The organism is Lentzea sp. NPDC003310 (genome assembly GCF_040610935.1).
Classification (GTDB): domain Bacteria; phylum Actinomycetota; class Actinomycetes; order Mycobacteriales; family Pseudonocardiaceae; genus Lentzea.
Window position 1 is genome coordinate 165,557 of record NZ_JBEXNC010000011.1, and the last position, 25,307, is coordinate 190,863.

Below are 25,307 nucleotides of genomic sequence, written 5' to 3' on the forward strand. Positions count from 1 at the left end.
GCCCTCACAGGGCCTGGTGCGTGGTAGGAGGAGCACTCGACGATGAGCAGTTCCACGTCCGTTGGGACGGACGAACACCCCGCGGTGGTGCTCACAGGCATCACCAAGCGATTCCCCGGTGTGGTCGCCAACAGCGACGTGCACCTGACCGTCCGCCGCGGCGAGGTCCACGCCCTGTGCGGTGAGAACGGCGCGGGCAAGTCCACCCTGATGAAGATCCTCTACGGCATGCAGGCGCCGGACGAGGGCACCATCGAGGTGAACGGCGAGCAGGTGCGGTTCCGCACCCCGTCGGACGCGATCAAGGCCGGGATCGGCATGGTGCACCAGCACTTCATGCTCGCCGACAACCTCACCGTCCAGGAGAACGTCGTCCTGGGCGCCGAGGCGCTGCACGGCATCGGCCAGAAGGCCCGCAAGCGCATCATCGAGCTCTCCGGCAAGACCGGGCTGAACGTCGACCCAGGCGTCCTGGTCGAGCAGCTCGGCGTCGCGGACCGCCAGCGCGTCGAGATCCTCAAGGTGCTCTACCGCGGCGCCAAGGTGATCATCCTCGACGAGCCCACCGCCGTGCTCGTGCCGCAGGAGGTCAACGAGCTCTTCGACACCGTGCGCGGCATGCAGGAGCAGGGCTACACGTTCCTCTTCATCTCGCACAAGCTCGACGAGGTCCGCGCGATCGCGGACTCCGTCACGGTGATCCGCCGCGGCACGACCGTGGGCAGCGCGGACCCGAAGACGGTGTCGTCGCGCCAGCTCGCCGAGATGATGGTCGGCAGCGAGCTGCCCAGCCCGGAGACCCGCGAGTCCACCGTCACCGACACGGTCGTGCTGGAGGTCAAGGGCCTCAAGCTGATGACCCCGGACGGCTCGCGGCCGATCCTCGACGACGTCGACATGGTCGTGCGCTCCGGCGAGGTCGTCGGCATCGCGGGCGTCGAGGGCAACGGCCAGACCGAGCTCGTCGAGACGATCATGGGCATGCGCAAGGCCGGCAGCGGCACGATCACGTTGCAGGACAAGGACCTCACCAAGCTGGGCACGCTCGCCCGGCGCGAGGCGGGCATCGGCTACGTGCCGGAGGACCGCCACCGCCACGGCCTGCTGCTCACGCAACCCCTCTGGTACAACCGGATCCTCGGCTACCAGACCCGCAAGCCCACCGCCAAGGGCGTCTGGCTCGACACCGACGGCGCGAAGAAGGACACGGAGCGGATCGTCGCCGACTTCGACGTCCGCACGCCCGGCATCGACGTGCCCGCGGCGGCGTTGTCCGGCGGCAACCAGCAGAAGCTCGTCGTCGGCCGGGAACTGTCCGGCGACCCGGTGCTGCTGATCGCCTCGCACCCGACCCGCGGTGTGGACGTCGGCGCGCAGGCGCTGATCTGGGACGAGATCAAGCGCGCCCGCGCCGCCGGTCTCGCCGTGCTGCTGATCTCGGCCGACCTGGACGAGCTGATCGGCCTGTCGGACACGATCAAGGTCATGCTGCGCGGCCGCCTGGTGGCCGACGCCGACCCGAACACCGTCACGCCCGAGGACCTCGGCAGCGCCATGACCGGTGCGGGCAGCACGAGTGCCGCGGTTCACGAGACCGCCGCGGTAGAGGAAGGCGAGAACTGATGGGACACCTGCGCGGCAAACTCCTGCCGCCCGCGTTGGCGATCGTCTTCTCGATGCTGTTGTGCGGCGTGGCGCTGGTGATCTCCGGCGCCAACCCGCTCAGCGCGTTCGGTGCGATGGTGACGCAGGTCGGGAAGGGGTCGACGCTCGTCGACATCATCAACTCGACGGGCATCTACTACATCGCGGCGCTCGCGGTGGCGATCGGGTTCCAGATGAACCTGTTCAACATCGGTGTCGAGGGCCAGTACCGCGTCGCGGCCGTGATCGCGGCCGTCGTCGGCGGTTCGATCGCGCTGCCGCCCGGCATCCACACGCTGGTCATCATCATCGTGGCCGCGATCGCCGGTGCCGCCTGGGCCGCGATCCCCGCGATCCTCAAGGTGACCCGCGGCGTCAACGAGGTCATCTCGACGATCATGATGAACGGCCTGGCCATCGGCCTGTCCGCCTACCTGATCCGCCGGGACGTCTTCGGTGAGCTGCGGGGCAACAACATCCGCACCCCCGAGATCCCGGAGAGCGGCTGGATGCCCGGCATCTCGTTCGGGGGCGGCGGCACGATGTTCGGCTTCATCTTCGTGGCCATCGCCCTCGGCATCGGCTACTGGGTGATGATGAACAAGACCCGGTTCGGCTTCGAGCTGCGCGCGTCGGGCGAGTCCGCCACGGCCGCGTCCGCCGGTGGTGTCAACGCCAAGAAGATGGTGCTCGTCTCGATGCTGCTCTCGGGCGCCATCGCGGGCCTCATCTCGCTGCCGGAACTGCTCGGCCGCGACCACACGTTCAGCCTGAACTTCACCGCGGGCATCGGCTTCTCGGGCATCGCGATCGCGCTGCTCGGCCGCAACCACCCCGGTGGCATCGCGTTCGGCGCGCTGCTCTGGGCGTTCCTCGACAAGTCCGGCCTCGCGCTCGACAACGTCGGCGTGCCCAGGGAGATCGTCACCATCATGCAGGGCTCCATCGTCCTGTCGGTCGTCGTCGCCTACGAGGTGGTGCGCCGCTTCGAGCTCGCCGCCGAACAGCGTCGCGTCGGCCGTGAGCTCGGAACTGTCGGAGGTGCCGCGTGATCACGACGATGGAGGAGAAGCCGCACGTCCCCGCGGCGCCTCGCAAGCGCAAGATCCCCGGCTGGGCGGTCGGCATGCTCAGCGTCGCCGGCGCCATCGCACTGCTGTCGACGACGTCGTACCTGACGAACTTCCCGCAGCTCACGTCGTCCGGCACGACGCAGACCGCGGTCCGCCTCGCGCTGCCGATCCTGCTCGCCGGCCTCGGCGGTCTGTGGGCGGAACGCGCCGGCGTGGTCAACATCGGCCTCGAAGGCATGATGATCATGGGAACCTGGGGCGCGGCGTGGGCCGGCTACCAGTGGGGCCCGTGGGCGGCGCTCGTCGCGGCGGTCGTGTTCGGTTCGCTCGGCGGTCTGCTGCACGCGATCGCCACGGTCACGTTCGGCGTCAACCACATCGTCTCCGGTGTGGCGATCAACCTGCTCGGCGCCGGTCTGACGAAGTACCTGTCGACGCTGATCTTCCTGCCGCTGTCGAACAACCCGCGGCAGTCGCCGCCGGTCACGCCGTTCGACACGTACTCGGCGGCGGGTTTCGCCGACTGGCTCGGCCAGTTGGAGGCGGAACAGCGCGTCGTCCTCTCGGACGTCGCCGGCATCCTGCGCGGCCTCGTCACCGGTGTCTCGCCGCTGACGATGATCGCGATCCTGCTGCTGCCGCTGTCGTACTACCTGCTCTGGCGCACCCGCTTCGGCCTGCGCCTGCGCTCGGTCGGCGAGAACCCGCACGCCGCGGACTCGCTGGGCGTCAAGGTGTACTTCCACAAGTACGTCGCCGTGATCGTCTCCGGTGGTCTCGCCGGTCTGGGTGGCGCCGCGCTGGTGCTGAACCCCGGTCAGCTGTCCTACCTGGAGGGTCAGACCGGCGGCCGCGGCTACATCGGCCTCGCCGCGATGATCTTCGGTAACTGGCGGCCGGGCGGTCTGCTCGGTGGTGCGGCGCTGTTCGGCTACGCCGACGGTCTGCAGCTGCGCTCCGGCGGTGAGACGGTGCTCGGCCTCGTCTACGGCGTCGTGATCCTGCTCGCCGTGATCGTGGTGTGGCAGCTGTACCGCCGCAAGTGGTTCTCCGCGGCGGCGGCGATCGTCGTGGCCGTGCTGATGTACCTGCTGTACATCAGCCTCGACGAGATCCCGAGCGAGTTCGTCTCGTACGCGCCGCACATGGTGACGCTCGCCGTGTTGGCCGTGGCGTCGCAACGGTTGCGAATGCCCGCGGCCGACGGTCTGGTGTACCGCCGTGGCTGAGGTCGACTGGGACCTGCTCCGGGCACGGGCGGTGGAGGCGGCGTCGTTCGCCCACTGCCCGTACTCGGGGCTGCAGGTCGGCTCCGCGGCGCTCTGCGACGACGGCCGCATCGTGACGGGCTGCAACGTCGAGAACGCCTCGTACGGCGTGGGTCTGTGCGCCGAGTGCGCGATGGCCGGCCAGCTGCAGCTCACGGGCGGCGGCCGGTTCGTCGCGGTGGCCTGCCGCTCCGGTGCCGGTGAGCTGCTGATGCCGTGCGGCCGGTGCCGTCAGGTGCTGTACGAGCTGGGCGGTCGCGACTGCCTGGTGGACACCCCGTCCGGCATCCTGCCGATGTCCTCGGTGCTGCCGGACGCGTTCGGACCGGAGGACCTGCCATGAGCTTCTCGGCGGTGGACGTCATCCGCGCCAAGCGCGACGGGCTCGCGTTGTCGGACCAGCAGATCGACTGGGTCATCGACGCGTACACGCGCGGCGCGGTCGCGGACGAGCAGATGTCCGCGCTCGCGATGGCGATCTTCTTCAACGGCATGACGGCGACGGAGACCGCGCGCTGGACGCAGGCGATGATCTCGTCCGGCGAACGGCTGTCGCTGCACGTCGACCGCCCGACGGTGGACAAGCACTCGACGGGCGGGGTCGGCGACAAGATCACGCTGCCGCTGGCACCGCTCGTCGCCGCGTGCGGTGCCGCCGTGCCGCAGCTCTCGGGTCGCGGCCTCGGCCACACCGGCGGCACCCTGGACAAGCTGGAGTCGATCCCGGGGTGGCGGGCCGCACTGTCCACCTCGGAGATCCTTGACCAGCTGTCCGCCGTCGGTGCCGTCGTGTGCGCTGCCACGGAAGGACTTGCTCCGGCCGACCGCAAGCTCTACGCGTTGCGGGACGTCACCGGGACCGTCGAGGCGATCCCGCTGATCGCCTCGTCGATCATGTCGAAGAAGATCGCCGAAGGCGCCGAGTCACTGGTGCTGGACGTGAAGGTCGGCTCCGGCGCGTTCATGAAGGACCTGAAGTCCGCGCGCGCTCTGGCCGAGGCCCTGGTGGCCATCGGCGTCGAGCACGGCGTGCGGATCTCGGCGCTGCTGACGGACATGTCGGTGCCGCTGGGCCGTGCGGTCGGCAACGCGGTCGAGGTGGCCGAGTCGGTCGACGTGCTGCGCGGCGGCGGCCCCGCCGACGTGGTCGAGCTGACCGTGGCGCTGGCCCGCGAGATGCTGTCGCTGGCCGGGATCTCGGTCGACCCGGCCGCTGTGCTGGCCTCGGGCGAGGCGTACGAGGTGTGGGCGCGGATGATCCGGGCCCAGGGCGGCGATCCCGATGCCGCCCTGCCCATCGCGTCGCACAAGCACGTGGTGGAGGCACCTTCGTCCGGCGTGCTGTCCACTTTGGACGCCTACGGCGTCGGCGTGGCGGCGTGGCGGCTCGGTGCCGGCCGGGCCCGCAAGGAGGACCCGGTGCAGTTCGGTGCCGGCGTGCTCTGCCTGGCCAAGCCCGGCGATGTCGTCGAGGCCGGGCAACCGTTGCTGGAGCTCCACACCGACACCCCGGACGCGGTCGACGGTGCGCTGCAGGCGCTGGAAGGCGCCTACAGCGTCGCGGACTCCGCGCCGGAGCGGTCGCCGCTGGTGATCGACACCATCAGGGGCTAGCCGACGAGCGAACCCGCCAGGGGCGACCTGTCCTGCTTCCACAGCACGCACAGGACCTCCTGGCGGCCCGGCGCCGAGGCGTCGTTGTACGCCTCCCACTCCTTCTGCGTGGGCACCAGTCCGGTGAACCCGAGCGGCTCCTTGATCTTCGGCTCGATCACCTTGAACTGCTCGGTGCAGTAGTTCTTGGTGAAGTCGGCGAGCCACTGCACGCCGGGGTAGGCCGTGTCCTTCGGCTTGTCCCACAACGGTGTCGCGGCCGAGAAGAGCTGGATGCCGTGCGGGCCGCTGCACGGCACGTCCTGCCGCACCGGCGAGCCCTGGGTGAGGAAGTCCTTGGCGCACTGGGTGCCGGAGAGGTTCCACTCGGGCACGTCACCGCCGCGGCCGAACGTGGCGATGCGGCGTGACGGCAGTGGAGCACCCACGGGCAGTTGCGCGCTCTCGCTCCACTCGGTGGAGTTCTGTTGCGGCGGCTGCTGCTGGCTGTTGCTGCTGGTGTTCGCGCCGGCGTTGTTCGTGGTCTCGTTGGGCTTGAAGGCCTGGTAGCCCGCGAACGCCACGCCCGCGAGCACCGCGGCGCCGAGCACGACCGCGCCGGCGACGACGAGCTTGTTCTTCTTGCCGCCGCCGTTCTCCAGCTGCCTGGTGCCGTGCACCGACGGGACCGCCGTGCCCTGCACGATCGCCGTGAGCATCTGGCGGGCCTGCGGCGCGGTGAGGCGGCGGGCCGGGTCGACGGTCAGGAAGCCGCGGATCACCTCGGCCAGCGCGGGCGAGGCCTGGCGCAGCACCGGCGCCTCGTTCATCACCGCGTGCAGCGTCGACGCCGTGGACGTGCGCTCGAACGGGCTGATGCCCTCGACGGCGTGCGCCATCGTGACGCCGAGCGCCCACAGGTCCGAGGCAGGCGAGGCCTCCCACCCGTGCAGCCGATCCGGCGACATGTACGCGGGCGAACCGACGATGCCGCCGTTGTGCGTGAGGCGCGGGTCGTCCACCGCCTGCGCGATGCCGAAGTCGGTGAGCTTCACCGCCCCGTCCGGCCGGACCATGATGTTGCTGGGCTTGACGTCGCGGTGCACGATGCCGGCCTGGTGCGCGGTCTCCAGCGCCCCCAGCACCTGCAGCGCCACGCCCGCCATCCACGTCGAGTCGCGCGGCCCGTGCTTCTGCACGATGGTGGCGAGGTCGAGCGCGTCGACCAGTTCCATCGCGAGGTAGGTGCGGCCGTCCTCGCGCACGACGTCGTAGACCGTCACCACCGCCGGGTGGTTCAGCCGGCCCGCCGTCCGCGCCTCGCGGAGCATGCGCTCCTCCAGCACGGCGAACTCCTCGGCGGCGATGCCCTGCGGCGGGTGCAGCTCCTTGAGCGCGACCGCGCGGCCCAGCAGCTGGTCCTGGGCACGCCACACGACGCCCATCGCACCTCTGCCGAGCTCCACGAGCAGGGTGTAGCGGTTGGCGACGACTCGCTGTTGCTGCTGCACGGACTATCCCTTCTGGACGCCCCCAGATCCGGCGAGCATAGCGACGGTCGTGTGAGCGCTCCCTCGGTAGTCACGTGCCGCGCGCGTCGTTGGTTCGACCGGAGTACCCGTCTCATTTGGCTTGTAGGGCAGCGAAAACACGGAACGGCCCCGGAGCGACGCTGCTCCGGGGCCGTTCCTCGTGGAGGGCTCAGGCGATCAGGCGCCTTCGGCCGCCAAGTCGTCGTCCACGTCCTTGCCGCCGTTCGCCGGCTTCGGGCCGCCGTTCTTGCGGGTGCGGCGCTGCGGGCGCGGCAGGGCGGTGGGCGGCGGGGGAGGAGTGGGCGAGCCGCCGCCGAGGATGAGCTCGGCGAACGTGGCCATGGCCTCGTCCAGCTGACCGCCGATGCGCAGCTCGGACTCCTGGTTCGACTTGCGGACCAGGGACTGCAGCGCGTCGGTGTCCGGGCGGGCGCCGACGGTCTCGGCGACCTTCGTGAGGTTCGCGTCGACCGTGCCGCCGAGCTCGGAGATCCGGGCGGCGAAGCCGTCCTCGACCTTGTCCAGGCGGTTGGTCATGTTGTCGAGCTGCGAGGTGACGAGCTCCAGGCGGCGGGCCAGGGACTCGAGGCGGTCGGCGGCGTCGACCTGGTCGCGCGACTGCTCGATCGCCGCGTACAGGGCGGTGCGCGCCTCGTCGAGCTTGCCGCCCACGACCTCGCGGGTGTCGGCGACGGACGCGGCGAGCTCGGTGCGGGTCTCGGCGAGCGAGGTCGCGAGCTCGGACCGGGTCTCGGCCAGCGTGCCGGCGAGCGAGTCGCGGGTCTCCGCCACGACGCTGGCCAGTTCGCCGCGGGTCTCCGCCACGGCGCCGGACAGCTCGGTGCGCGTCTCGGCGAGCGAGGCAGCCAGCTGGTCGTGCCTGCCGGTGACGGTGGACGTGAGCTGCTCGCGGCTGTCGGCGATCGCGCCGGCGAGCTCCCCGCGGCTCTCGGCGATGGCCTTGACCAGCTCGGCGCGGGCGGTGACGAGGGCGTCACGCTGCTCGTCGGCGCGGCCGTGCACGCTCGAGAACGACTCGGCGAGGATCTTCTGCAGCGCCTCGCGGGTGCCGTCGAGGTGCTCGTGCACACCCTCGTCGACCTCGTCGAGACGACCGCGCAGCGCGGCCTCGAGGGCCTCGATGCGCTCGCGCAGCGGGTTCGTGACGGCGCCCGGGATCGCGTCGACCTTGCCGTCCTGCTTGTCCAGGTGGCCGTCGAGGTCGTCGATGCGCTTGTGGATGGAGGCGAGCTTGTCCTCCAGGCCGTCCATGCGGCCCGCGACACCCTCGAAGCGACCGGCGACACCGTCGAGACGGCCGTCGAGCTGGGCGAAGGGCTTGGCGAGCTTGTCCACCAGGGAGTCGACCGCGCGACCGATGCCGGCGACGGCGTTGTCCTGGGCCTCCAGCTTGGCGAGGGCCTCGTCGAGGCGCTCAGCGAGAACGCTGACCTCGGTGCGGTCCGGCAGCTCCGACAGGCGCTTGCGGACCGAACCCAGCGACTCCAGAGGCGACATCCGGGCGTGGATCTCGTCCAGCGCGTCGAAGATCTGCTGCTGCTCGCTCTCACGGATCTCCGCGGCGCGCGTCAGCATGTTGCGCATCCGATCGAAGGACATCGTGGAGTTGTTGTTCTCTGTCACGGCTGAGTGCCTTCGTCCAGGGGAGGGGGAGACCACGGGAGCCTATCCGCGTCGCGGGACGTCGCTGTACCACCCCCGTCAGAAAATGGCCGGGTGCGGACGGGCAACTGACCCGATCAGGCTACCCGATTACTCTGAACGCCCAGTGACCGGCTGGGGGCAGGCTGTAGCCGCCGTTGATGTTCCTACCTTGGGGTGACTCAAGCCTTCGGTTGGTTGCAGAAAGTTGCTGATCACGGATCTGCAACGACGGGCAACCGACAAATGATCATATCGGTGGCAAGATCGTTTTCGCTGGCAATCGGGCGGCGTGTCGTGCCCGTTCGGTCGAATGGGGCGGGTCGGGTTGCGGCCGATCCGCGAGGGGTAGCACCTCGCACCCAAAGTCAAGCCCCGATCGCCGAAGCTGGGGCCTTACCGCCTCGCAGCGCGCAGAGGTTCAGACGGCTCGCTTCGCATCGCCACGCCAGGCTGCGTGAGTGGTTGGCCTTCGTCGTCGGCTGTCCGGTTGGCACCGCGCGCCGGGCTCGCGTCGTGGTTGCCGTGCGAGGGCGGCTGCGGCTGGTGCCGTGTGCCTCGGGTCGCTGGCCCCCTGGGGGTTGCGGCGGCTGGAGTAACGTGGGGCAATGTCCACGCCGCTTACCTTGGAGTCCATCCGCAGCGCGCCGAAGGTGCTGCTGCACGACCACCTCGACGGTGGCCTCCGCCCGCAGACGGTGATCGAACTCGCCGATGCCACCGGCTACCAGGGCCTGCCCACCACAGACGCGGGCGTCCTCGGCGGCTGGTTCCGCGACAACGCCAACTCCGGCTCGTTGGTGCGCTACCTCGAAGGCTTCGCGCACACGTGCGGTGTGATGCAGGACGAGCAGTCCCTTGTCCGCGTCGCCGCCGAGGCCGTGGAGGACCTGGCCGCGGACGGGGTCGTCTACGCGGAGATCCGTTACGCGCCCGAGTTGAACACGGAGAAGGGCCTCTCGCTGGAACAGGTCGTCGAGGCCGTCCAGGAGGGTTTCCGGGTCGGTGAGCAGCGGGTTGCCGCCACCGGGCGGAAGATCCGCATCGGAACGTTGCTGTGCGCGATGCGACAGAACGAGGGCTGGCTGCGCATCGCCGAGCTGGCCGTGCGGTACCGCGACCTCGGTGTCGTCGGGTTCGACATCGCCGGGCCCGAGGCCGGGTTCCCTCCCACCAGGGGGCTCGACACGTTCGAGTACCTGCGTCAGCAGAACGCGCACTTCACGATCCACGCCGGTGAGGCGTTCGGGTTGCCGTCCATCTGGGAGGCGATCCAGCACTGCGGTGCCGAACGGCTCGGGCACGGCGTGCGGATCGTCGACGACATCAAGGTCTCCGGGGACGGGACCGTCCAGTTGGGACGGTTGGCCGCGTACGTGCGCGACCGCCGCATCCCGCTGGAGATGTGCCCGACGTCGAACCTGCAGACCGGCGCGGCGCCCACGCTCGCCGAGCACCCCATCGGGCTGCTCGCGAAGCTTCGGTTCCGCGTCACCGTGAACACCGACAACCGCCTGATGAGCGACTGCTCGCTGTCGAGCGAGTTCGCCGCGCTGGCGGAGACGTTCGGGTACGGGTGGGCGGACCTGCAGTGGTTCACGATCAACGCCATGAAGTCGGCGTTCCTCGGGTTCGACGAGCGGCTCGCGATCATCAACGAGCTGGTCAAGCCGGGGTACGCGGCGCTCACCGCGCAGTCGTAGCCCAGGCGGTCTCGTCGATCGTGGTGCGCTGGAGCAGCGGCTCCCACCACGCGCGGTTGGCCGCGTACCAGCGGATGGTGTCCCGGACGCCGGTGTCGAAGCCGGTCTCCGGGCGCCACCCGAGCTCGCGGCCGATCCTGGTGGAGTCGAGCAGGTAGCGGCGGTCGTGGCCGGGGCGGTCCGCCACGACCGACTTGCGGGACGCGGGCAGGCCGAGCTCGTCCAGCACGAGGTCGGCGATCTGGTCGACGCTCGCCTCGACACCGGTGCCCACGTGGTAGGTCTCGCCCACGACGCCTTCCCGGAGCACGGCGTCGATGGCGCGGCAGTGGTCCAGGACGTGGATCCACTCGCGGCGGTTGTCGCTCGACGCGTAGAGCGGGAGTTGTTCGCCGTTCAACGCGCGCGTTGTGAACAGCGGCAGCACGTTCTCGGGGAACTGGCGCGGGCCGTAGTTGTTGGCGCAGTTGGTGATCGTCACCGGCAGGTCGAACGTCTCGAAGTACGAGCGCACGGCGTGGTCGGCGGCGGCCTTCGACGCGTTGTACGGCGTGCGCGGGCGGTAGGGCGACTCCTCGTGGAACGCCTCGGTGGCGTCCAGTGCGAGATCGCCGTACACCTCGCACGTCGACACGTGGTGGAACCGCCGGACGCCCGCTCGGCGGCACGACTCCAGCAACGCCTGCGTGCTCAGGACGTTGGTGCGGAAGAAGCGGGCGGGATCGAGGACGGCCAGCGAGTTGTGCGACTCGGCCGCGAAGTTCACCACCACGTCGACGCCCTCGACGTCGGCGTCGGCGATGTCCGCGTGCACGAACGGCACGTCGGCCGGCAGGTTCGCGCGGGTGCCGCGGTAGGTCAGCGCGTCCAGGGCGATCACCTCGTCCGCCGGGTGTTCGCGCAGCCAGTAGCGGGCGAAGTGCGAGCCGATGAACCCGGCCGCGCCGGTGACGAGCACGCGCATGGTCAGTCCTCCGTTGCGATCTCGGCGACGCCGGGAGGTTCCGCGCCGGGCCAGCCGCGGAACTCGACCTCCAGCTGGAACCGGTGGCCCAGGTAGTGGTGCTCGGACAGGGCGATCGGCCGCTCGGCGCCGTCGAACGCGGTGCGGCGCACCAGCAACACCGGGGTGGCGGCCGTGACGCCGAGCAGCGTGCCGATGTCGCCCGCCGCGACGGCCGCGATGCTCTGCCGCACGACGGCGATCTGGTTACCGTTGCGGCGCAACGTCTCCCACGTGCCGGGCGACTCGGCGTCGGCACGGCTGACCGGTGCGGCGAGCGCGAGCGGCACCCACTCCGTCACGACGTCCAGCGGTGTCTCCCCGGTGCGGCGCAACGACCGCACGCGCAGCATCTCGCCCTCGCCCAACGTCGAGGCGACCCCGGCGGGTGGCGGGCGGTAGCCGTACTCGAGCACCGTGCGCACCAGCGCGACACCGGCCTCGGCGACGGCGGACTGCGCGTGCTGGAACGTGCCTAGTGCCAACGGCTGTGCGAACGACACGACGTACCAGCCGGCACCTTTGCGGGACGCCAGAAGGCCTTCATCGCGCAGTTGTTCCAGAGCACGCCGCACGGTGACGCGGCTGACCTCGTAGCGACGGCCCAGTTCGGCCTCGCTCTCGATCGACCCCGCCGGTCCGTAGTCGCCGAGCGTGATGCGTTCCCGCAGTTCGGCGGCGAGGCGCTGCGACCGAGAACCTGTCATAAACCTGTATCATACAGGCGAGCGCAACCCGCGGAACGAAAAAGAGGACCACCCGCGGTGCGGGTGGCCCTCTCGACAAAGCGGACTCAGTTGCTGTTGAGCCTGTCCTCGAACTTCGCCTGCAGCTCGCGGAACGCGGCCACCTCGGCGTCGTACGGGGCGGACGGCGCGAGACGCGTCGGGTCCGGCGCCACGACGTACGACACGAGCCAGCCCAGCGACTCGGACGAGGCGAGCGCGTCCTTCACGGACTCGTCCTCGGCCCACTCCGCCGCGTCCTCGAACAGTTCGACGGCGAGGTCGAGCTGCTGCGGGTCGAGGGAGTCGGGGCCCTCCTCCATGTCCTCGGCGATGCCGGTGAGCACGTAGACGTTCTCGTCGTCGACGTCCACGTCGAGCTCGCCCGCGGTGGCCTTGACCTTGATGTCGTTCCAGGTCTCGACCTCGGCCAGGTCGTGCTCGTCGTTCTCGGCGACGAAGCGGCTCAGGGCGCGCGGCGAGGTGAAGACCTCGATCTTGCCGCGGCGGCCCAGGAGCACCGGGTCGTCACCGAGGTAGCAGCGCAGCGTGTAGAACTCGCCGGCCGACGTGATGATCTTGATGGGGTCGACGCCGACCTCGGCCCAGAAGCCGGTGGGCTCGTCCTTCTCCTCGTCGGAGTCCTCGTCCGGGGAGTCGACGGCAGCGGCGGCGGTCTCGGCCTCCAGTGCGGCGAGCTCCTCCTGCGCGACGGCGAGCTCCTTCTCGGGGACCTCCGGCGTGTTCACCACGCTGTCGATCGCGTCGAGGACCTCGTCCCACTTCTCGGAGACGACCTCGGACAGCTCGCCCCACAGCTTGCCGCCGTCGCGGCCGCTGAACGGCAGCGTGCCCTGCGGCAGCAGCGAGAAGCCCTCGGCGCTGTCGAGCACCTCGTGGACCTTCTCCAGGTCGCAGACGTCCGCGAGGGCGCGCACGATCGCGATGACGTCGGCGAGCTCGCCGATCGTCCAGGTGTCCGGGTCCTCCGCGACGAGCTCGGGCACGCCGACGAGGTCGAACTGGTGGTTGTCGTCCGGCGAGAGGTCCGCGACGCCCAGCGACGGCACGACCGGCCACGCGGGGTGATCGGTCAGGTCGTGCTCCTCGGCGGTGCGCACGAACGCGGCGAGGTGCGCGGCGTCGGGGAAGACGAACAGGTCATCCTCGTCGCCGAGGAACGCCTCCCACTCCTCGCCCTTCTCGCGCCAGCGAGGTGCCCACAGGGTGACGACGTCACCCTGAGTCAGCCCCAGCTCGATGGGGACGATGTCCTGCGCCATCCTGACCTCCCGGTCACGCCTGCCTGATGCCGTCGACGAGCCTAACGGTGCTGATCACCGAAGCCACGAGGGGTTGTCGAAGAAAGCGTCGTCGTCGGTGTCCTCGACGCGCGCGGGCCGCGGCCTGCGGTCCGGCACCGCCTCCGGAGCTGCGGGTTCAGGCGGCACGACCGGGTTCCACGTGGACCGGAAGGGTGAGTCTCCGGCGATCGATTCGACGTCGATCGCCATGCCGTCGCCCAGCGCGAGCGCCATCTTGTTGAAGCTGACCTGCACGGCCGCGTTCGTGGCGAGCCGCACGGTCTCCGTGACGACCTGCCCGACGGCCTGCGCGCCCTGCTGCAGCAGCGCCGGGTGCAGGTGCAGTGCCCTGATCTCGCCCTTTGGCGACGCCGTGACCATGCACATGCCGTTCGGGTGCTCGGCCGTCGCGGTCAACGCGCCCAGGTCGCGCTGGAGCTGCTCGGCCGCCTGCAGGCGTTCCTCGTTCACCGCCGCCACCCGAAGTCGTCCTCGTCCTGACCGCGTTCGATGCCGACGGCCTCCAGTTCGCGCGGGTCGACGACGCGTTCCAGTGTCTGGTGCAGGCGGGTGTTCGCGGCGCGCTGGGCCTTCTCGGCGATCCGCATGATCTCGGTGGCCAGGCCGTGCGGGCCCATCCGCAACGCCGCCGGGCTCACCGCGATCTGCTGCGGCGGGCCACCGGGCGTGGCGACCACCGTCACCGCACCGTCCGGAGAGGACGCACGTCCCGTGATGGGACCACTGCGCGTGACGTGCTCCGACACGGCCTGCTCGACATCGCGTGCCTTCCGCGCGGCGCGCTGGACGTCGTCGTCCACGTGATCACCCCCTGATGTGGACAGTGTGCCCCAAAGTCGGGTCAGCCGGTCGGCCGGTAGAAGCCGTAGAACGACATCCCGCTGTTCGTGGTCCGGATCGGCTGCACCTGGACCGGGTCACCGGCCTCGACCATCTGGCCGTTGCCGATCACCATCGCCACGTGCCCGTCCCACACCACCAGGTCGCCGGGCAGCAGCTGGTCCGGCGGCACCGAGGCGCCCATCGCCTGCGACGACGCCGGGCGCGGGATGTCGAAGCCCGCGCCGCCGTACGCCCACTGGGTGAGGCCGGAGCAGTCGGTGCCCTGCGGCGGGTTCGCGCCGCCCCAGACGTACGGGGTGCCCAGGGCCGACAGCGCGTTGCGCACGGCCTTGGCCGCGGTCTCGTTCGGGGCCTCGGCGCTGCTGCCGTCGGGCAGGTTCACGCCGACGCCCTCACCGGGCTGCGGCGGGATCGCGACGGGCAGGCGCGGGCCGGATCCACCACCGCCTCCTCCACCGCCGCCACCGCCACCGCCACCGCCACCGCCGCCCCCTCCGCCACCACCGCCGCCGCCGCCCGAACCCGAGCTGCCGGACTGGGTGCCGGGACCGGACTCCTGCGGCAACGTGTCGGTGGCGCCGGCCGCCGAGGTGGTGCCCTCGTCGCCGCCGAGGGGATCGCCGAGCCTGCCCAGCGCGCCGGTGTCCGGCTTCTGCAGGCCGTTCAGCTGCCCGACGAGCTGGGTGAGCTGGTCGCGCACCTTCTGCAGCTCGGCGGAGGTCTTGCCCTGGTAGCCGGACGCCATGCCGGCCAGGTCCGCGAGGGCCGCGAGCACGACGCCCGGCCCGGCCACGAGGGACAGGGCGAGCGCGGCGGCGAGCTTCGGGGTCGCCTTGGCGGTGAACTCGTCGATGAGGCCCTGGATCGCGGTGCGGCCGCCGGTCACGGCGGTCACCCCGGTCGAGGCCGCGGTCTTGATCGCCGAGGCGTTGGCGGACAGCAGGGCCGTGGCCGAGGCGAACGCGGAGACGCGGGCGGTGAAGGCGTTGGCCTTGTCACCGGACCACGTGTTCAGCACGGCGGCGGAGGCCGAGGCGTGCCGCGTGCCGAGGTCGGTCATCGCGGTCTGGGCGCGGCTGAACGCGTCGCCCGCCCTCGTCGCGCCGCCGGTGTCCCCGTCGAGCTTCGCGAGGTCCTCCTTCATGGGCGCGATGAACTGGCTCAGCAGTCCCTCGACGCTCATGCCTGAGCCGCCTTGTTCAGCGACGCCCTGTGCGCGTCCTCCATCGCGGTGTAGGCCTCGCGGGCCTTCCCGACCGCGGTGCCGAGCCCGGCGAGACCCGTCGACGCGGCTTTGAGGGCGTCGAGCTGCGTCTGCGCGGCTGCCTGGAACGCGGCGTTGAGCCCGACCTCGGCGCCGATCTTGCCGAAGCAGTCGCCGGGCAGGCTGGTCGTTCCGTTCAACGTGCCGGTGCCGACCGCGCCGACCTCGCTCGCGAGACCGCTCACGGCCGACGCGTACCCGGTCAAGGCGTCGAGGTCGACCTTCAGGCCTTGTTCCGCCATCTGAACGCTCTTCCCCCAGTAGTGACCTGTTCGCGTTGATCCTGCCCCGATGAGCGGTACCTCGCCCGACGTTCCGCCAAGATCATGGAGCGGTGGGTGTGATCGAGCACTGGAACCGGATCCTGGCATGGCTGGCGGAGCACGCTCCGGCCACCCGCGCCGTGTTGCGCCCGAGGTATGACGCGCTGCCGGATCTTCGGGTTCCGATCGATCTCCAGCTCTGGTGGAGCGTCTACGGCGGCACGGAGGAGAACCTCTTCGCCGAGATCCTGCCGCCCTTCTACACGCCGCTCGACGCCGACCGCGCGTTCGTGCTCAGGGACACCCTGGCGGGCGGGCCCGGCGACTCCTCCGAGGCGGGTGCGCCGACGAGCGGGTTCCACCCCGGCTGGCTCCCGATCGCGTTCGACGGCACCGGCGACGTGCTCGCGGTCGACCTGCGGCCCGGCGTGCTGCGCGGCTGCGTGGTCGAGTGGGACCAGGAGCGCAACGAGATGGTCAAGCCGGAGTGGACGTCGATCGTGGAGATGTTCGACCAGGTGGCGACGGCCCTGGAGACCCGCAGCACGGTCGGCCACTGCTTCCCGGAGGTCAACACCGCGGGCGAGCTGGGCTGGCGCACCAGCTAGCGCACGCCGGCGAGCTCGCGCTGCGGCACGGCCGCGGCGGTCACGCGGGTGTAGACCTTCACCGCGGCGAGCGCGCCGAGCCAGCCCAGCGCCGTGCCGGTCGTGTTGGTGATCAGGTCGTCCACGTCGAAGATCCGGTTGGCCCACAGCAGCTGCGAGCCCTCGATCAGCAGCGACACGCCGTAACCGATCAGCGCGGCCTGGCCGGCGGTGCGCCTGCCCCAGAACATCAGCATCACGCCGAGCGGCACGAACAGCAGCACGTTCAGCGTCATCTGGTCGAACGCGATCTGGCCGTCGCGGAACGTGTCGGCGATCCACTGGAACGGGACCAGCTGCACGGACTGGCGCGGTGCGACGGTCTGCAGCGGCAGGAACGTCGCGGAGAACAGCATGCTCGCGTAGACGGTGATCGTCGCGCTGCGGAAGCTGAGCTGACGGAAAAGCAGCTGCGGGAGCAGGAAGACGATCGAGAGGAAAACGCCCCATTGGATGCTCGCGAGCTGTGCATTCGTCATGAATCAAAGCTATGGAAATGGCCCTCCGCGCACATCGCGCTGAGGGCCATTCCGACCTCGTACTTCCGGCCGAGCGCTACTCCGCCGCGTAATCCCGGGGGCTGATGCCGCGTAGTACCGGACCGCACGCCAGGGCCGCCACCAGCGCGACCAGGACGCCGACCGCCACGGGAGCGGCCACCCACGGCGTGAGCGGCAAATCCTCACCGCCCATCATTCCGCGTGCCAGCGTGAGCAATCCGAGTCCCACGACAATTCCCGCCGCGCACGCCGCAATTGTGACGGCGAACACGGGAAGCACCACTTCTCGGCGCAATGCGTGAGCCAGCACGCGAACCGGTGTCCCCGCCGCGATCAGCGCGCCGAAAGTGCGCCTGCGGTCGATCACCGACCCCGCCGCCGCGACCGCCGCGCCGATGCCGCCGAGCACCGCCGCGATGGACAGGCCGATGACCGTGGCCCGCCGCAGGTCCTCCGTCAGGGTGTCGCCGCGCAGGCCGCGCGCCTCGTCCGACAGCGGCGCGCCCGGCAGCGTGCGGATCATCGCGGTGTGCACGGCCTCGCGGTTCTCCGGTGTCGTCGGCACACCGACCAGCGACACCTTGCCCTGCACGGCGGGCAGGAGCTCCGGGTCGATCACCGCGTCGACCCGGCCGGTCGGCGTGAACGGGCGCGTCTCGTACCGCGCCGGCAGCTGCGCCCGGATCTCGCCGTCGGTCGAACTGGCTCGGAAGTGGTCCCAGCGAGGCTTTTCCGGCGCGTACACCGCCGGGCCGTCCGCGCAGGTCAGCTCCATCACCTTCGCCACGTCCGCGCACCTGCCGACGACCACGTTGTAGCCGTAGTGGTCGGGGTCGCCGTTGCCGAGGCCGCCGTCGAGCATCGTGACGATCGGAGCCGAGGTCACCAGCCGCAACGGGGTGACGTCGACCCCCACCTGCTCCGCGACGATGGCGTCGGTCTTCCACGTCGTGTCGCGGCCCGGCACCGTGGACTCGAGGCCCGGCAACATGGTCAGCGCCATCGAGCCGGTGAAGACCGCGATCACCACGCCCGCCGAGCCGCGGAACGCCGCCACCGGGTCGCCGGAGAGCCTGCGGCCCGCGAGCAACGTCGACGGCCTGCGCCAGCGGCCCACGAAGAACCGGCCGACCCACGCGGTGACGACGGGACCGGCCAGCACCAACGCGAGCGCCACGCCGCCGAGGCCCAGCAGCACCACGGTGAACCGGTCACCGCCGCCGCCGTTCTGCGCGACCGTGATGCCGAGGAAGAACACGCCGATGGCGCCGGCGATCATCAGCAGCCGCCACGGCCGCACCCGGCGCTTCTCCTCCGCCGCAAGGGGTTGCCGCACGACGCGGCGCAGTCCGACGATCGCCGCCGCGACGACGAGCACCGGCGCCAGCACGGCCACGGCGGTCACGGTCAGGGGGTCGGGCACGAAGTCGCCGGGGTACCAGGTGCCGCCCTCCCACGGGATCTTCGCCGTGAGGTGGCTGAACGGCTGCGCCAGCAGCACGCCGAGCACGCTGCCGACCACCGCGCCGACCGCCGTCTCGATCGCGGTCATCACGACGACCTGCCGGGGTGACGCGCCCGCGAGCCGCAACGCCGCGAGCCGACGTTCCCGCTTCGCCGCCGTCAGCCGGGCCGCCGACGCGACCAGCACGAGGCACGGCACCACCAGCACCACCAGTCCGACGCGGGTGAGCAGGTAGAGCAGGCCCTTGTAGTCGTCCTCGTACGACGCGTAGGTGTTCGCGAGGCCCGACGTCGGGTCGCCGTTCGCCACGGCGTTCTGGCCGACGATCGCGACCAGTTCGTCCTCGTACTTCAACGCCTCCGGCCCGAGCTCGGCGATCACCTGGCCGGGGAACCGGTTGCCGAGGTTCTCCGCGGGCGCCTCGCGCACCAGGTCCGCGAGGGCGGGGGACAGCAGCACCTCGCCCGCCTCCGGGTAGCGCGCGATGCCCTTGGCCACCGGCACGGCACCGGGCTCGTTGCGGGCGACGTCCCACCGTTCGATGACCAGGCCCCGGTACGAGTCCCTGGTCATCGCGACGGAGATCGTGCCCTTGCCGTCGGCGTTGGTGTGCACGTCGCGCCACGCCGTGCGGTCGGCGCGCGCCTGCAGTCCGTTCGGAGCGGCGAGCAGCCACAGGACCAGTGACACCGCGATCATCACGCCGAGCGCGACCAGCGCGGTGGCGATCTGGCTGCGGCGGTCCCGGCGCAGCACCGCGAGGGCGATCCTCACGCGGACACCGCCCTGGTCGACTCGGCCGCGGCGATCTTCCCGTCCTGGATCTCGACGACGCGCAGCGCCCGGTCCGCGATCGCCTTGTCGTGCGTGACGATGACGACGGCTGCCCCGGTCTCCTCGGCGGCCTGCAGCAGCGCGGTCATCATCTCCTGGCCGGTGCGGGTGTCGAGGGCGCCGGTCGGTTCGTCGGCGAAGATCACCCGCGGCTTGTGGGCGAGCGCCCGCGCGATCGCCACGCGCTGCGCCTGCCCGCCGGAGAGCTGGCTCGGCAGCCGCTTCTCGAGGCCCTGCAGACCGAGCCGCGCGAGCCACAGCCTGGCCGCGCCGAGCGACTCGTCCCGCGCGCCGCCCGCGAGCAGCATCGGCAGCGCCGCGTTCTCCTCGGCGGTGAGCTCGGCGACGAGCATCCCCGACTGGAAGACGAACCCGAACGCCGTGCGCCGCAACGCGCTGCGCCCGGTCTCGTTCAGCTCGCCGATCGCGCGCCCGTCGAGGAACACCTCGCCGCCGTCGGCGCGCAGGATGCCGGACAGCACGTGCAGCAGCGTCGTCTTGCCGGAGCCGGACGGGCCGACGACCGCCAGCACGTCCCCGGCGGAGATGTCGATGTCCACCCCGGCGAGCGCGTGCACGTCGCCGTAGGTCTTGACCAGGCCACGAGCGGCCAGAACGGAATTCATGTTCTCAAGGTGCCGTGCGCGCGGCCGCGAAACCTCAGCCTTGACGACACACCGGATCAGCCGGATGACCGAGGCCGGAGAGGTCTGGTGGTCCTACCGTTGTCCCCCGTGGACAGTCATCGGGGCCAATGGCCGATCGCCGCCCTGCTCGCCCTGCTGATGCTGGGCGAGCTCGTCATCATGGGCGACCTCGGGACCGGTGGAGCGCTGGTGTGGCTGCTGACGGTCCCGGTGTGCGTCGTGGCCGTCACGTCGTTCAAGTCGCGGGCCTTCACCATCCCGGTCGCGGTCCTGTCGATCTTCCTGGTGTCGCTCGTCATGGGCGTCTTCAACGTGTACGTGCCCACGATCCTGAGCCCGCTGACCATCGCCGAGACCGGCGCGTGCCTGGTCATCACGGCCGTGGTCGTGCGGGAGGAACCCCGCCGCTCCGCCACCTGGTCGGTCGGCGCGCTGATGGCCGTGAGCTTCTTCGCCGCGATCGTCCGCGGCAACTGGCTCTCCGGCAGCAACTACAACGAGATGCTCGGCTCGCTCGTGCTCGGCTTCGCCGCCGTCGGCACCGGCCTGTACTTCCGCGCCCGCGACGCCGAGAGCGGTCGTCTCATCGCCGCCGCCGTCACCGACGCGCAGAAGGAGGAGCGGATCGCACTGGCCCGCGAGCTCCACGACGTCGTCGCCCACCACGTGACGGGCATGCTCGTGCAGGCCCAGGCGGCCCTGGAGGTCTCCGAGGACGACCCGCAGGCCGCCCACCGCCTGCTGCCCGGCATGGTCCGTTCGGGCACGGAGGCCCTCGGCGCCATGCGGCGGCTGGTCGGCACGCTGCGCCAGGGCGAGACCGAGGCGGCCACCACCGACCTCGCCGCCGACGTCATCGCGGCCGTCGAACGCACCCGCGAACTGGGCTTCGAGACCCGGCTGCGCATCGACCTGCCCGACGTGGTCGCCCCCGAGCTCGGCCGGTCGGTGCTGCGCCTGGTCCAGGAGTCGCTCACCAACGTGCACAAACACGCCGTCCGGCCCACCATGATCGACGTGGAGATCGCCAGGACGTCCGGCAGGGCGTTGCGCGTGGTCGTGGCCGACGACGGGCAGCAGCAGCACGAGCTGAACCAGGGTGGCTACGGTCTCGTGGGCATGCGTGAGAGGGTCGACCTGCTGGGCGGCCTGTTCTCCGCGGGTCCGCGCGAGAACGGCTGGCAGGTGCTCGCCGAGCTACCCCTGGAAGGGAACAAGTGATCTCGGTTCTCATCGCCGACGACCAGGAGATGGTCCGCGTCGGGTTTCGGATGATCCTGGAGAAGCAGCCGGACATCACGGTCGTCGCGGACGTCCCCGACGGCGTCTCGGCGGTCACGGCCGCCCGCGAGCACAACCCCGACGTGGCGCTGCTCGACATCCGCATGCCCGGACTCGACGGGCTGGAGGTCACCAAGAAGCTCTCGCCCACCACGAAGGTCGTCGTGGTGACGACGTTCGACCTGGACGAGTACGTGCACACCGCGCTGGAGAACGGCGCGTCCGGGTTCCTCACCAAGGACGCCGGCCCGGCGCTGCTGGTCGAGGCCGTGCGGGCCGCCGCCGCGGGCAACGCGCTGATCTCGCCCCAGGTGACCGTGCGGATGCTGGAGCACTTCGCGCGGCCGGCCGAGCGGCCCGACCTGTCGTTGCTGACGGCACGCGAGCAGGACGTGGTGCGCGAGGTCGCGCGCGGCCTGTCGAACCAGGAGATCGCGTCGTCGCTGTTCCTGTCGCTGTCGACGGTGAAGACGCACCTGGCGTCGGTGCAGACGAAGCTGAACGTGAAGAACCGCGTCGGGATCGCGTCGTGGGCGTGGCGGGCCGGGCTGGTGAACTCGTGAGCTCGGAGTTCCCGCACGCCATCGGCAAGGTGGCCACCCGTGAGCTCGCGGCCCACGGGTACACGACGTTCGACTCGCTGACGGAGGTGTCGGCGAAGGAACTGCTGAAGATCCACGGCGTCGGCCCGAAGGCCATCAGGATCCTGGGGGAGGAGTTGGCGGCGCAGGGCAAGGCCTACGCCGCCGACTAGCGGCGCAGGTCCTGCGCCGACCGACTACGACCCCTAGACACCCATCGGGTGCCAGACCGTCTTCGTCTCCAGGAACGCGCGCAGGCGGGACATGTCCGGCGTGGCCGTGAAGTCCTCGCTCGCCTTGTTGCGCAGCACGCGCTTCACCGTGCCTGCAGCCGACCGTTCCAGGTCCGCGCGGATCGACTCCGGCGCACCCGTCAGGTCCAGCGCGTTCACGTCACCGTGCGAGGCGAGCCACGGCGCGATCTCCGCCGTGCGGCCGGTGATGATGTTGACGACGCCACCGGGGACGTCGCTCGTCGCGAGCACCTCGGACAGCGTGATCGCCGGCAGCGGGCGGTCCTGCGAGGTGATGACCACGCAGGTGTTGCCCGACGCGATCACCGGGGCGATCACCGAGATCAGGCCCAGCAGCGACGACTGCTGCGGCGCCAGCACCGCGACCACGCCCGTCGGTTCCGGCGTGGAGAACGAGAAGTACGGGCCCGCCACCGGGTTCGAGGACCCCAGCACGGCCGCGATCTTGTCCGTCCAGCCCGCGTACCAGACCCAGCGGTCGATCGCGGCGTCCACCAGCGACTGCGCCTTCTTCACCGGCACGCCCTCGGACGACGCCACCTCGGCGATGAACTGCTCGCGGCGGCCCTCCAGCACCTCGGCCACCCGGTACAGCACCTGGCCGCGGTTGTAGGCCGTCGTGCCCGACCAGCCGCCGAAAGCCTTGCGGGCGGCCGAGACCGCGTCGCGCGCGTCCTTGCGGGAACCCTGGGCGGCGTTCGCGAGGAACGTGCCCTTCGAGTCCGTCACGGGATAGCTGCGGCCCGACTCCGAGCGCGGGAACTTGCCGCCGATGTAGAGCTTGTAGGTCTTCGCGACCGTGAGTCGATCAGACATCGAGGTAGGCCTCCAGACCGGTGCGGCCGCCCTCACGGCCGAAGCCCGACTCCTGGTACCCGCCGAACGGCGCGGTCGGGTCGAAGCGGTTGAACGTGTTGGACCACACCACGCCGGCGCGCATCCGTTGTGCCATCCAGAGGATGCGCGAGCCCTTCTCGGTCCAGACGCCGGCGGACAGGCCGTACGGCGTGTTGTTCGCCTTGGCCACGGCCTCCTCCGGCGTGCGGAACGTCAGCACCGACAGCACCGGGCCGAAGATCTCCTCACGGGCGATCCGCATCGCCTGCGAGACACCGGAGAACACCGTCGGGGCGAAGTAGAAACCCTTGTCCGGCAACGGGCACGAGGACGTCCAGCGGGTCGCGCCCTCGGCCTCGCCCGACTCGGTCAGCTCCTTGATCTTCGCGAGCTGCTCGCGGGAGTTGATCGCGCCGACGTCGGTGTTCTTGTCCAGCGGGTCGCCGACGCGCAACGTCGAGACGCGCGCGTGCAGCTTCTCGATCAGCTCCTCGGCGATCGACTCCTGCACGAGCAGGCGGGAGCCGGCGCAGCAGACGTGGCCCTGGTTGAAGAAGATGCCGTTGACGATGCCCTCGACGGCCTGGTCGAGCGGCGCGTCGTCGAACACGATGTTCGCGGCCTTGCCGCCCAGCTCCAGCGTCAGCTTCTTGGACGTGCCCGCGAGCTGGCCCTGGATGACCTTGCCGACGTCGGTCGAGCCGGTGAACGCGACCTTGTTCACGTCCGCGTGCCCGACGAGCGCGGCGCCGACGTCACCGGCGCCCGGGATGATGTTCACGACGCCCGGCGGCAGGTCGCACTGCTGGATGATGTCCGCCAGCACCAGCGCCGTCAGCGGCGTCGTCTCGGCAGGCTTGAGCACTACGGTGTTGCCGCACGCCAGCGCCGGCGCGATCTTCCACGCGGCCATCAGCAGCGGGAAGTTCCACGGGATGACCTGACCCGCGACGCCGAGCGGCTTCGGGTCCGGCCCGTAGCCCGCGTAGCCGAGCTTGTCCGCCCAGCCCGCGTGGTAGAAGAAGTGCGAGGCCGCCGTCGGGATGTCGACGTCGCGCGACTCCTTGATCGGCTTGCCGTTGTCGAGCGACTCCAGCACCGCGAGCTCACGGCCGCGCTCCTGGATCTGCCGCGCGATCCGGTAGATGTACTTGGCCCGCTCGGAGCCGGGCATCTTCGACCACACGCGGTCGTAGGCCTTGCGCGCGGCCTTGACGGCGGTGTCCACATCGGACTCCGATGCCGTCGACACCTCCGCGAGCACCTCCTCGGTGCCGGGGTTGATCGTCTTGAGCGGCTCGCCGGTGCCCTCGACGAACTTGCCGTCGACGAACATCTTGTAGCTGGGCTTGAGGTTCGCGATGTCCCGCGACTCGGGCGCGGGGGCGTATTCCCACATGTCTTCAGTCCACCGTCACGTAGTCCGGGCCGCTGTAGTGGCCGTCCAACTGGGTCCGACGCTGCATGAGCAGGTCGTTGAGCAACGTCGACGCGCCGAACCGGAACAGGTTCGGGTCGAGCCACTCGGGCCCGGCCACCTCGTGCACGGCCACCAGGTACTTGATCGCGTCCTTGGTCGTGCGGATGCCACCGGCGGGCTTCACCCCGCGCAGCTCACCCGTCTGCTGCTTCCAGTCCCGCACGGCCTGGAGCATCACGTGCGTCACCGGCAGCGTCGCGGCGGGCTGCACCTTGCCGGTCGACGTCTTGATGAAGTCACCACCGGCCAGCAGCGCGAGCCACGACGCGCGGCGCACGTTGTCGTACGTCACCAGCTCGCCGGTCTCGAGGATCACCTTGAGGTGCGCGTCGCCGCAGGCCTCCTTGACCTTGACGATCTCCTCGAACACCAGCCCGTAGCGGCCGGAGAGGAACGCACCGCGGTCGATCACCATGTCGACCTCGGACGCGCCCTGCTCGACGGCGAACCGCGTGTCGGCCAGCTTGATGTCGATCGTGCTGCGGCCGCTGGGGAACGCGGTCGCGACGGACGCGACGTTGATGCCCGTGCCCACCAGGTCGTCGGCCGCCGTCTTCACCATGTCCGGGTAGACGCAGACCGCCGCGACCTTCGGCACGTCGGGCCGTTCGGGGTCGGGGCGCTTCGCCTTCGCGGCGAGGCTGCGCACCTTGCCGGGAGTGTCCGCGCCCTCGAGCGTGGTGAGGTCCACCATGCTGATCGCCAGGTCGATGGCGTGCAGCTTGGCGGCCTTCTTGATGCTCCGCGTGCCGAGGCCCGCGGCTCGTTGCTCGACGCCGACCTGGTCGACGCCGGGGAGCCCGTGCAGGAAACGCCGCAGCGACGATTCGTCGCGCACGGCGTCAGCCAGGGCCGACGGCAGTGTCGTTGGAGCAGCCATGCC

Annotated in this window: 25 protein-coding genes; 10 read left to right on the top strand and 15 right to left on the bottom strand. The window is 70.7% G+C overall.

Annotation, left to right across the window (positions count from 1 at the left end; all coding sequences use genetic code 11):
- Window positions 1-42 precede the first annotated feature (42 nt).
- The 5 genes from ABZX02_RS23840 to ABZX02_RS23860 are packed head-to-tail and all read left to right on the top strand — an operon-like array spanning window position 43 to window position 5,599.
- Window positions 43-1,623: an ABC transporter ATP-binding protein gene (locus tag ABZX02_RS23840; RefSeq protein ID WP_355300760.1), complete on the top strand. Its 1,581-nt coding sequence runs from the start codon at window positions 43-45 to the stop codon at window positions 1,621-1,623.
- A complete protein-coding gene (locus tag ABZX02_RS23845; RefSeq protein WP_355300761.1) occupies window positions 1,623-2,696 on the top strand; it encodes an ABC transporter permease in 1,074 nt (357 codons plus the stop codon). Before ABZX02_RS23840 ends, ABZX02_RS23845 begins: the two co-directional genes overlap by 1 nt.
- Window positions 2,697-2,704: 8 nt before the next feature.
- Window positions 2,705-3,946 carry an ABC transporter permease gene (locus tag ABZX02_RS23850; protein ID WP_355301062.1) on the top strand — a complete coding sequence of 414 codons (1,242 nt, stop codon included), beginning with the start codon at window positions 2,705-2,707 and terminating at the stop codon, window positions 3,944-3,946.
- Window positions 3,939-4,328, top strand: a complete 390-nt coding sequence (locus ABZX02_RS23855; protein WP_090067213.1) for a cytidine deaminase — start codon at window positions 3,939-3,941, stop codon at window positions 4,326-4,328. The genes ABZX02_RS23850 and ABZX02_RS23855 overlap by 8 nt, the downstream gene beginning before the upstream one ends.
- Entirely contained in the window at window positions 4,325-5,599 is a 1,275-nt protein-coding gene (locus tag ABZX02_RS23860) for a thymidine phosphorylase (RefSeq protein ID WP_355300762.1), read from the top strand. The genes ABZX02_RS23855 and ABZX02_RS23860 overlap by 4 nt, the downstream gene beginning before the upstream one ends.
- Here ABZX02_RS23860 and ABZX02_RS23865 read toward each other — a convergent pair.
- Window positions 5,596-7,089 carry a serine/threonine-protein kinase gene (locus ABZX02_RS23865; RefSeq protein ID WP_355300763.1) on the bottom strand — a complete coding sequence of 498 codons (1,494 nt, stop codon included), beginning with the start codon at window positions 7,087-7,089 and terminating at the stop codon, window positions 5,596-5,598. The genes ABZX02_RS23860 and ABZX02_RS23865 overlap by 4 nt on opposite strands.
- Window positions 7,090-7,287: 198 nt before the next feature.
- On the bottom strand, window positions 7,288-8,730 hold the full coding sequence (locus tag ABZX02_RS23870; protein WP_355300764.1) for a hypothetical protein: 1,443 nt from the start codon (window positions 8,728-8,730) through the stop codon (window positions 7,288-7,290).
- 650 nt (window positions 8,731-9,380) lie between these two features.
- Between ABZX02_RS23870 and ABZX02_RS23875 the strand changes: the two genes are divergently transcribed.
- Window positions 9,381-10,475 carry an adenosine deaminase gene (locus tag ABZX02_RS23875; RefSeq protein WP_355300765.1) on the top strand — a complete coding sequence of 365 codons (1,095 nt, stop codon included), beginning with the start codon at window positions 9,381-9,383 and terminating at the stop codon, window positions 10,473-10,475.
- On the opposite strand, the gene ABZX02_RS23880 is transcribed toward ABZX02_RS23875, so the two are convergent.
- From ABZX02_RS23880 to ABZX02_RS23910, 7 genes are all read right to left on the bottom strand, one after another.
- Window positions 10,459-11,439 (bottom strand): dTDP-glucose 4,6-dehydratase, encoded by a 981-nt coding sequence (locus ABZX02_RS23880; RefSeq protein ID WP_355300766.1) that lies wholly within the window; start codon window positions 11,437-11,439, stop codon window positions 10,459-10,461. The two genes, ABZX02_RS23875 and ABZX02_RS23880, sit on opposite strands and share 17 nt — an antisense overlap.
- A 2-nt stretch (window positions 11,440-11,441) precedes the next feature.
- Window positions 11,442-12,185, bottom strand: a complete 744-nt coding sequence (locus tag ABZX02_RS23885) for a GntR family transcriptional regulator (RefSeq protein WP_355300767.1) — start codon at window positions 12,183-12,185, stop codon at window positions 11,442-11,444.
- Between the two features lie 86 nt (window positions 12,186-12,271).
- A complete protein-coding gene (locus ABZX02_RS23890) occupies window positions 12,272-13,486 on the bottom strand; it encodes a primosomal protein (RefSeq protein ID WP_355300768.1) in 1,215 nt (404 codons plus the stop codon).
- A 54-nt stretch (window positions 13,487-13,540) separates the two neighbouring features.
- On the bottom strand, window positions 13,541-13,978 hold the full coding sequence (locus ABZX02_RS23895; RefSeq protein ID WP_355300769.1) for a YbaB/EbfC family nucleoid-associated protein: 438 nt from the start codon (window positions 13,976-13,978) through the stop codon (window positions 13,541-13,543).
- Window positions 13,975-14,328 (bottom strand): hypothetical protein, encoded by a 354-nt coding sequence (locus ABZX02_RS23900; protein WP_355300770.1) that lies wholly within the window; start codon window positions 14,326-14,328, stop codon window positions 13,975-13,977. The genes ABZX02_RS23895 and ABZX02_RS23900 overlap by 4 nt, the downstream gene beginning before the upstream one ends.
- Window positions 14,329-14,369: 41 nt before the next feature.
- Entirely contained in the window at window positions 14,370-15,554 is a 1,185-nt protein-coding gene (locus ABZX02_RS23905; protein ID WP_355300771.1) for a C40 family peptidase, read from the bottom strand.
- A complete protein-coding gene (locus ABZX02_RS23910; RefSeq protein WP_355300772.1) occupies window positions 15,551-15,877 on the bottom strand; it encodes a hypothetical protein in 327 nt (108 codons plus the stop codon). The genes ABZX02_RS23905 and ABZX02_RS23910 overlap by 4 nt, the downstream gene beginning before the upstream one ends.
- Window positions 15,878-15,969: 92 nt before the next feature.
- Here ABZX02_RS23910 and ABZX02_RS23915 point away from each other — a divergent pair, with 92 nt between their 5' ends.
- Complete coding sequence (locus tag ABZX02_RS23915; protein WP_355300773.1) at window positions 15,970-16,506, top strand: SMI1/KNR4 family protein; 537 nt, start codon at window positions 15,970-15,972, stop codon at window positions 16,504-16,506.
- On the opposite strand, the gene ABZX02_RS23920 is transcribed toward ABZX02_RS23915, so the two are convergent.
- The 3 genes from ABZX02_RS23920 to ABZX02_RS23930 form a co-directional block, all read right to left on the bottom strand.
- Complete coding sequence (locus tag ABZX02_RS23920; RefSeq protein ID WP_355300774.1) at window positions 16,503-17,024, bottom strand: VanZ family protein; 522 nt, start codon at window positions 17,022-17,024, stop codon at window positions 16,503-16,505. The two genes, ABZX02_RS23915 and ABZX02_RS23920, sit on opposite strands and share 4 nt — an antisense overlap.
- Window positions 17,025-17,100: 76 nt before the next feature.
- Window positions 17,101-19,284, bottom strand: coding sequence for an ABC transporter permease (locus tag ABZX02_RS23925; RefSeq protein ID WP_355300775.1), 2,184 nt, complete (start codon window positions 19,282-19,284; stop codon window positions 17,101-17,103).
- Window positions 19,281-19,970, bottom strand: a complete 690-nt coding sequence (locus tag ABZX02_RS23930) for an ABC transporter ATP-binding protein (RefSeq protein WP_355300776.1) — start codon at window positions 19,968-19,970, stop codon at window positions 19,281-19,283. Before ABZX02_RS23930 ends, ABZX02_RS23925 begins: the two co-directional genes overlap by 4 nt.
- 108 nt (window positions 19,971-20,078) lie before the next feature.
- Between ABZX02_RS23930 and ABZX02_RS23935 the strand changes: the two genes are divergently transcribed.
- Genes ABZX02_RS23935 through ABZX02_RS23945 form a run of 3 tightly spaced genes read left to right on the top strand, consistent with a single transcriptional unit; the run spans window position 20,079 to window position 22,026 of the window.
- Window positions 20,079-21,212, top strand: a complete 1,134-nt coding sequence (locus ABZX02_RS23935) for a histidine kinase (protein WP_355300777.1) — start codon at window positions 20,079-20,081, stop codon at window positions 21,210-21,212.
- Complete coding sequence (locus ABZX02_RS23940; RefSeq protein ID WP_355300778.1) at window positions 21,209-21,835, top strand: response regulator transcription factor; 627 nt, start codon at window positions 21,209-21,211, stop codon at window positions 21,833-21,835. The genes ABZX02_RS23935 and ABZX02_RS23940 overlap by 4 nt, the downstream gene beginning before the upstream one ends.
- Window positions 21,832-22,026 carry a helix-hairpin-helix domain-containing protein gene (locus ABZX02_RS23945; protein ID WP_355300779.1) on the top strand — a complete coding sequence of 65 codons (195 nt, stop codon included), beginning with the start codon at window positions 21,832-21,834 and terminating at the stop codon, window positions 22,024-22,026. Before ABZX02_RS23940 ends, ABZX02_RS23945 begins: the two co-directional genes overlap by 4 nt.
- 33 nt (window positions 22,027-22,059) lie before the next feature.
- Here ABZX02_RS23945 and ABZX02_RS23950 read toward each other — a convergent pair whose 3' ends face one another.
- Genes ABZX02_RS23950 through deoC form a run of 3 tightly spaced genes read right to left on the bottom strand, consistent with a single transcriptional unit; the run spans window position 22,060 to window position 25,304 of the window.
- The gene (locus tag ABZX02_RS23950; protein WP_355300780.1) at window positions 22,060-22,923 is read right to left on the bottom strand and encodes an aldehyde dehydrogenase family protein; all 864 of its coding nucleotides are present in this window, start codon (window positions 22,921-22,923) and stop codon (window positions 22,060-22,062) included.
- Window positions 22,916-24,343: an aldehyde dehydrogenase family protein gene (locus ABZX02_RS23955; RefSeq protein WP_355300781.1), complete on the bottom strand. Its 1,428-nt coding sequence runs from the start codon at window positions 24,341-24,343 to the stop codon at window positions 22,916-22,918. The genes ABZX02_RS23950 and ABZX02_RS23955 overlap by 8 nt, the downstream gene beginning before the upstream one ends.
- Window positions 24,344-24,347: 4 nt before the next feature.
- Window positions 24,348-25,304, bottom strand: a complete 957-nt coding sequence (gene deoC, locus ABZX02_RS23960; RefSeq protein ID WP_355300782.1) for a deoxyribose-phosphate aldolase — start codon at window positions 25,302-25,304, stop codon at window positions 24,348-24,350.
- Window positions 25,305-25,307: the final 3 nt, after the last annotated feature.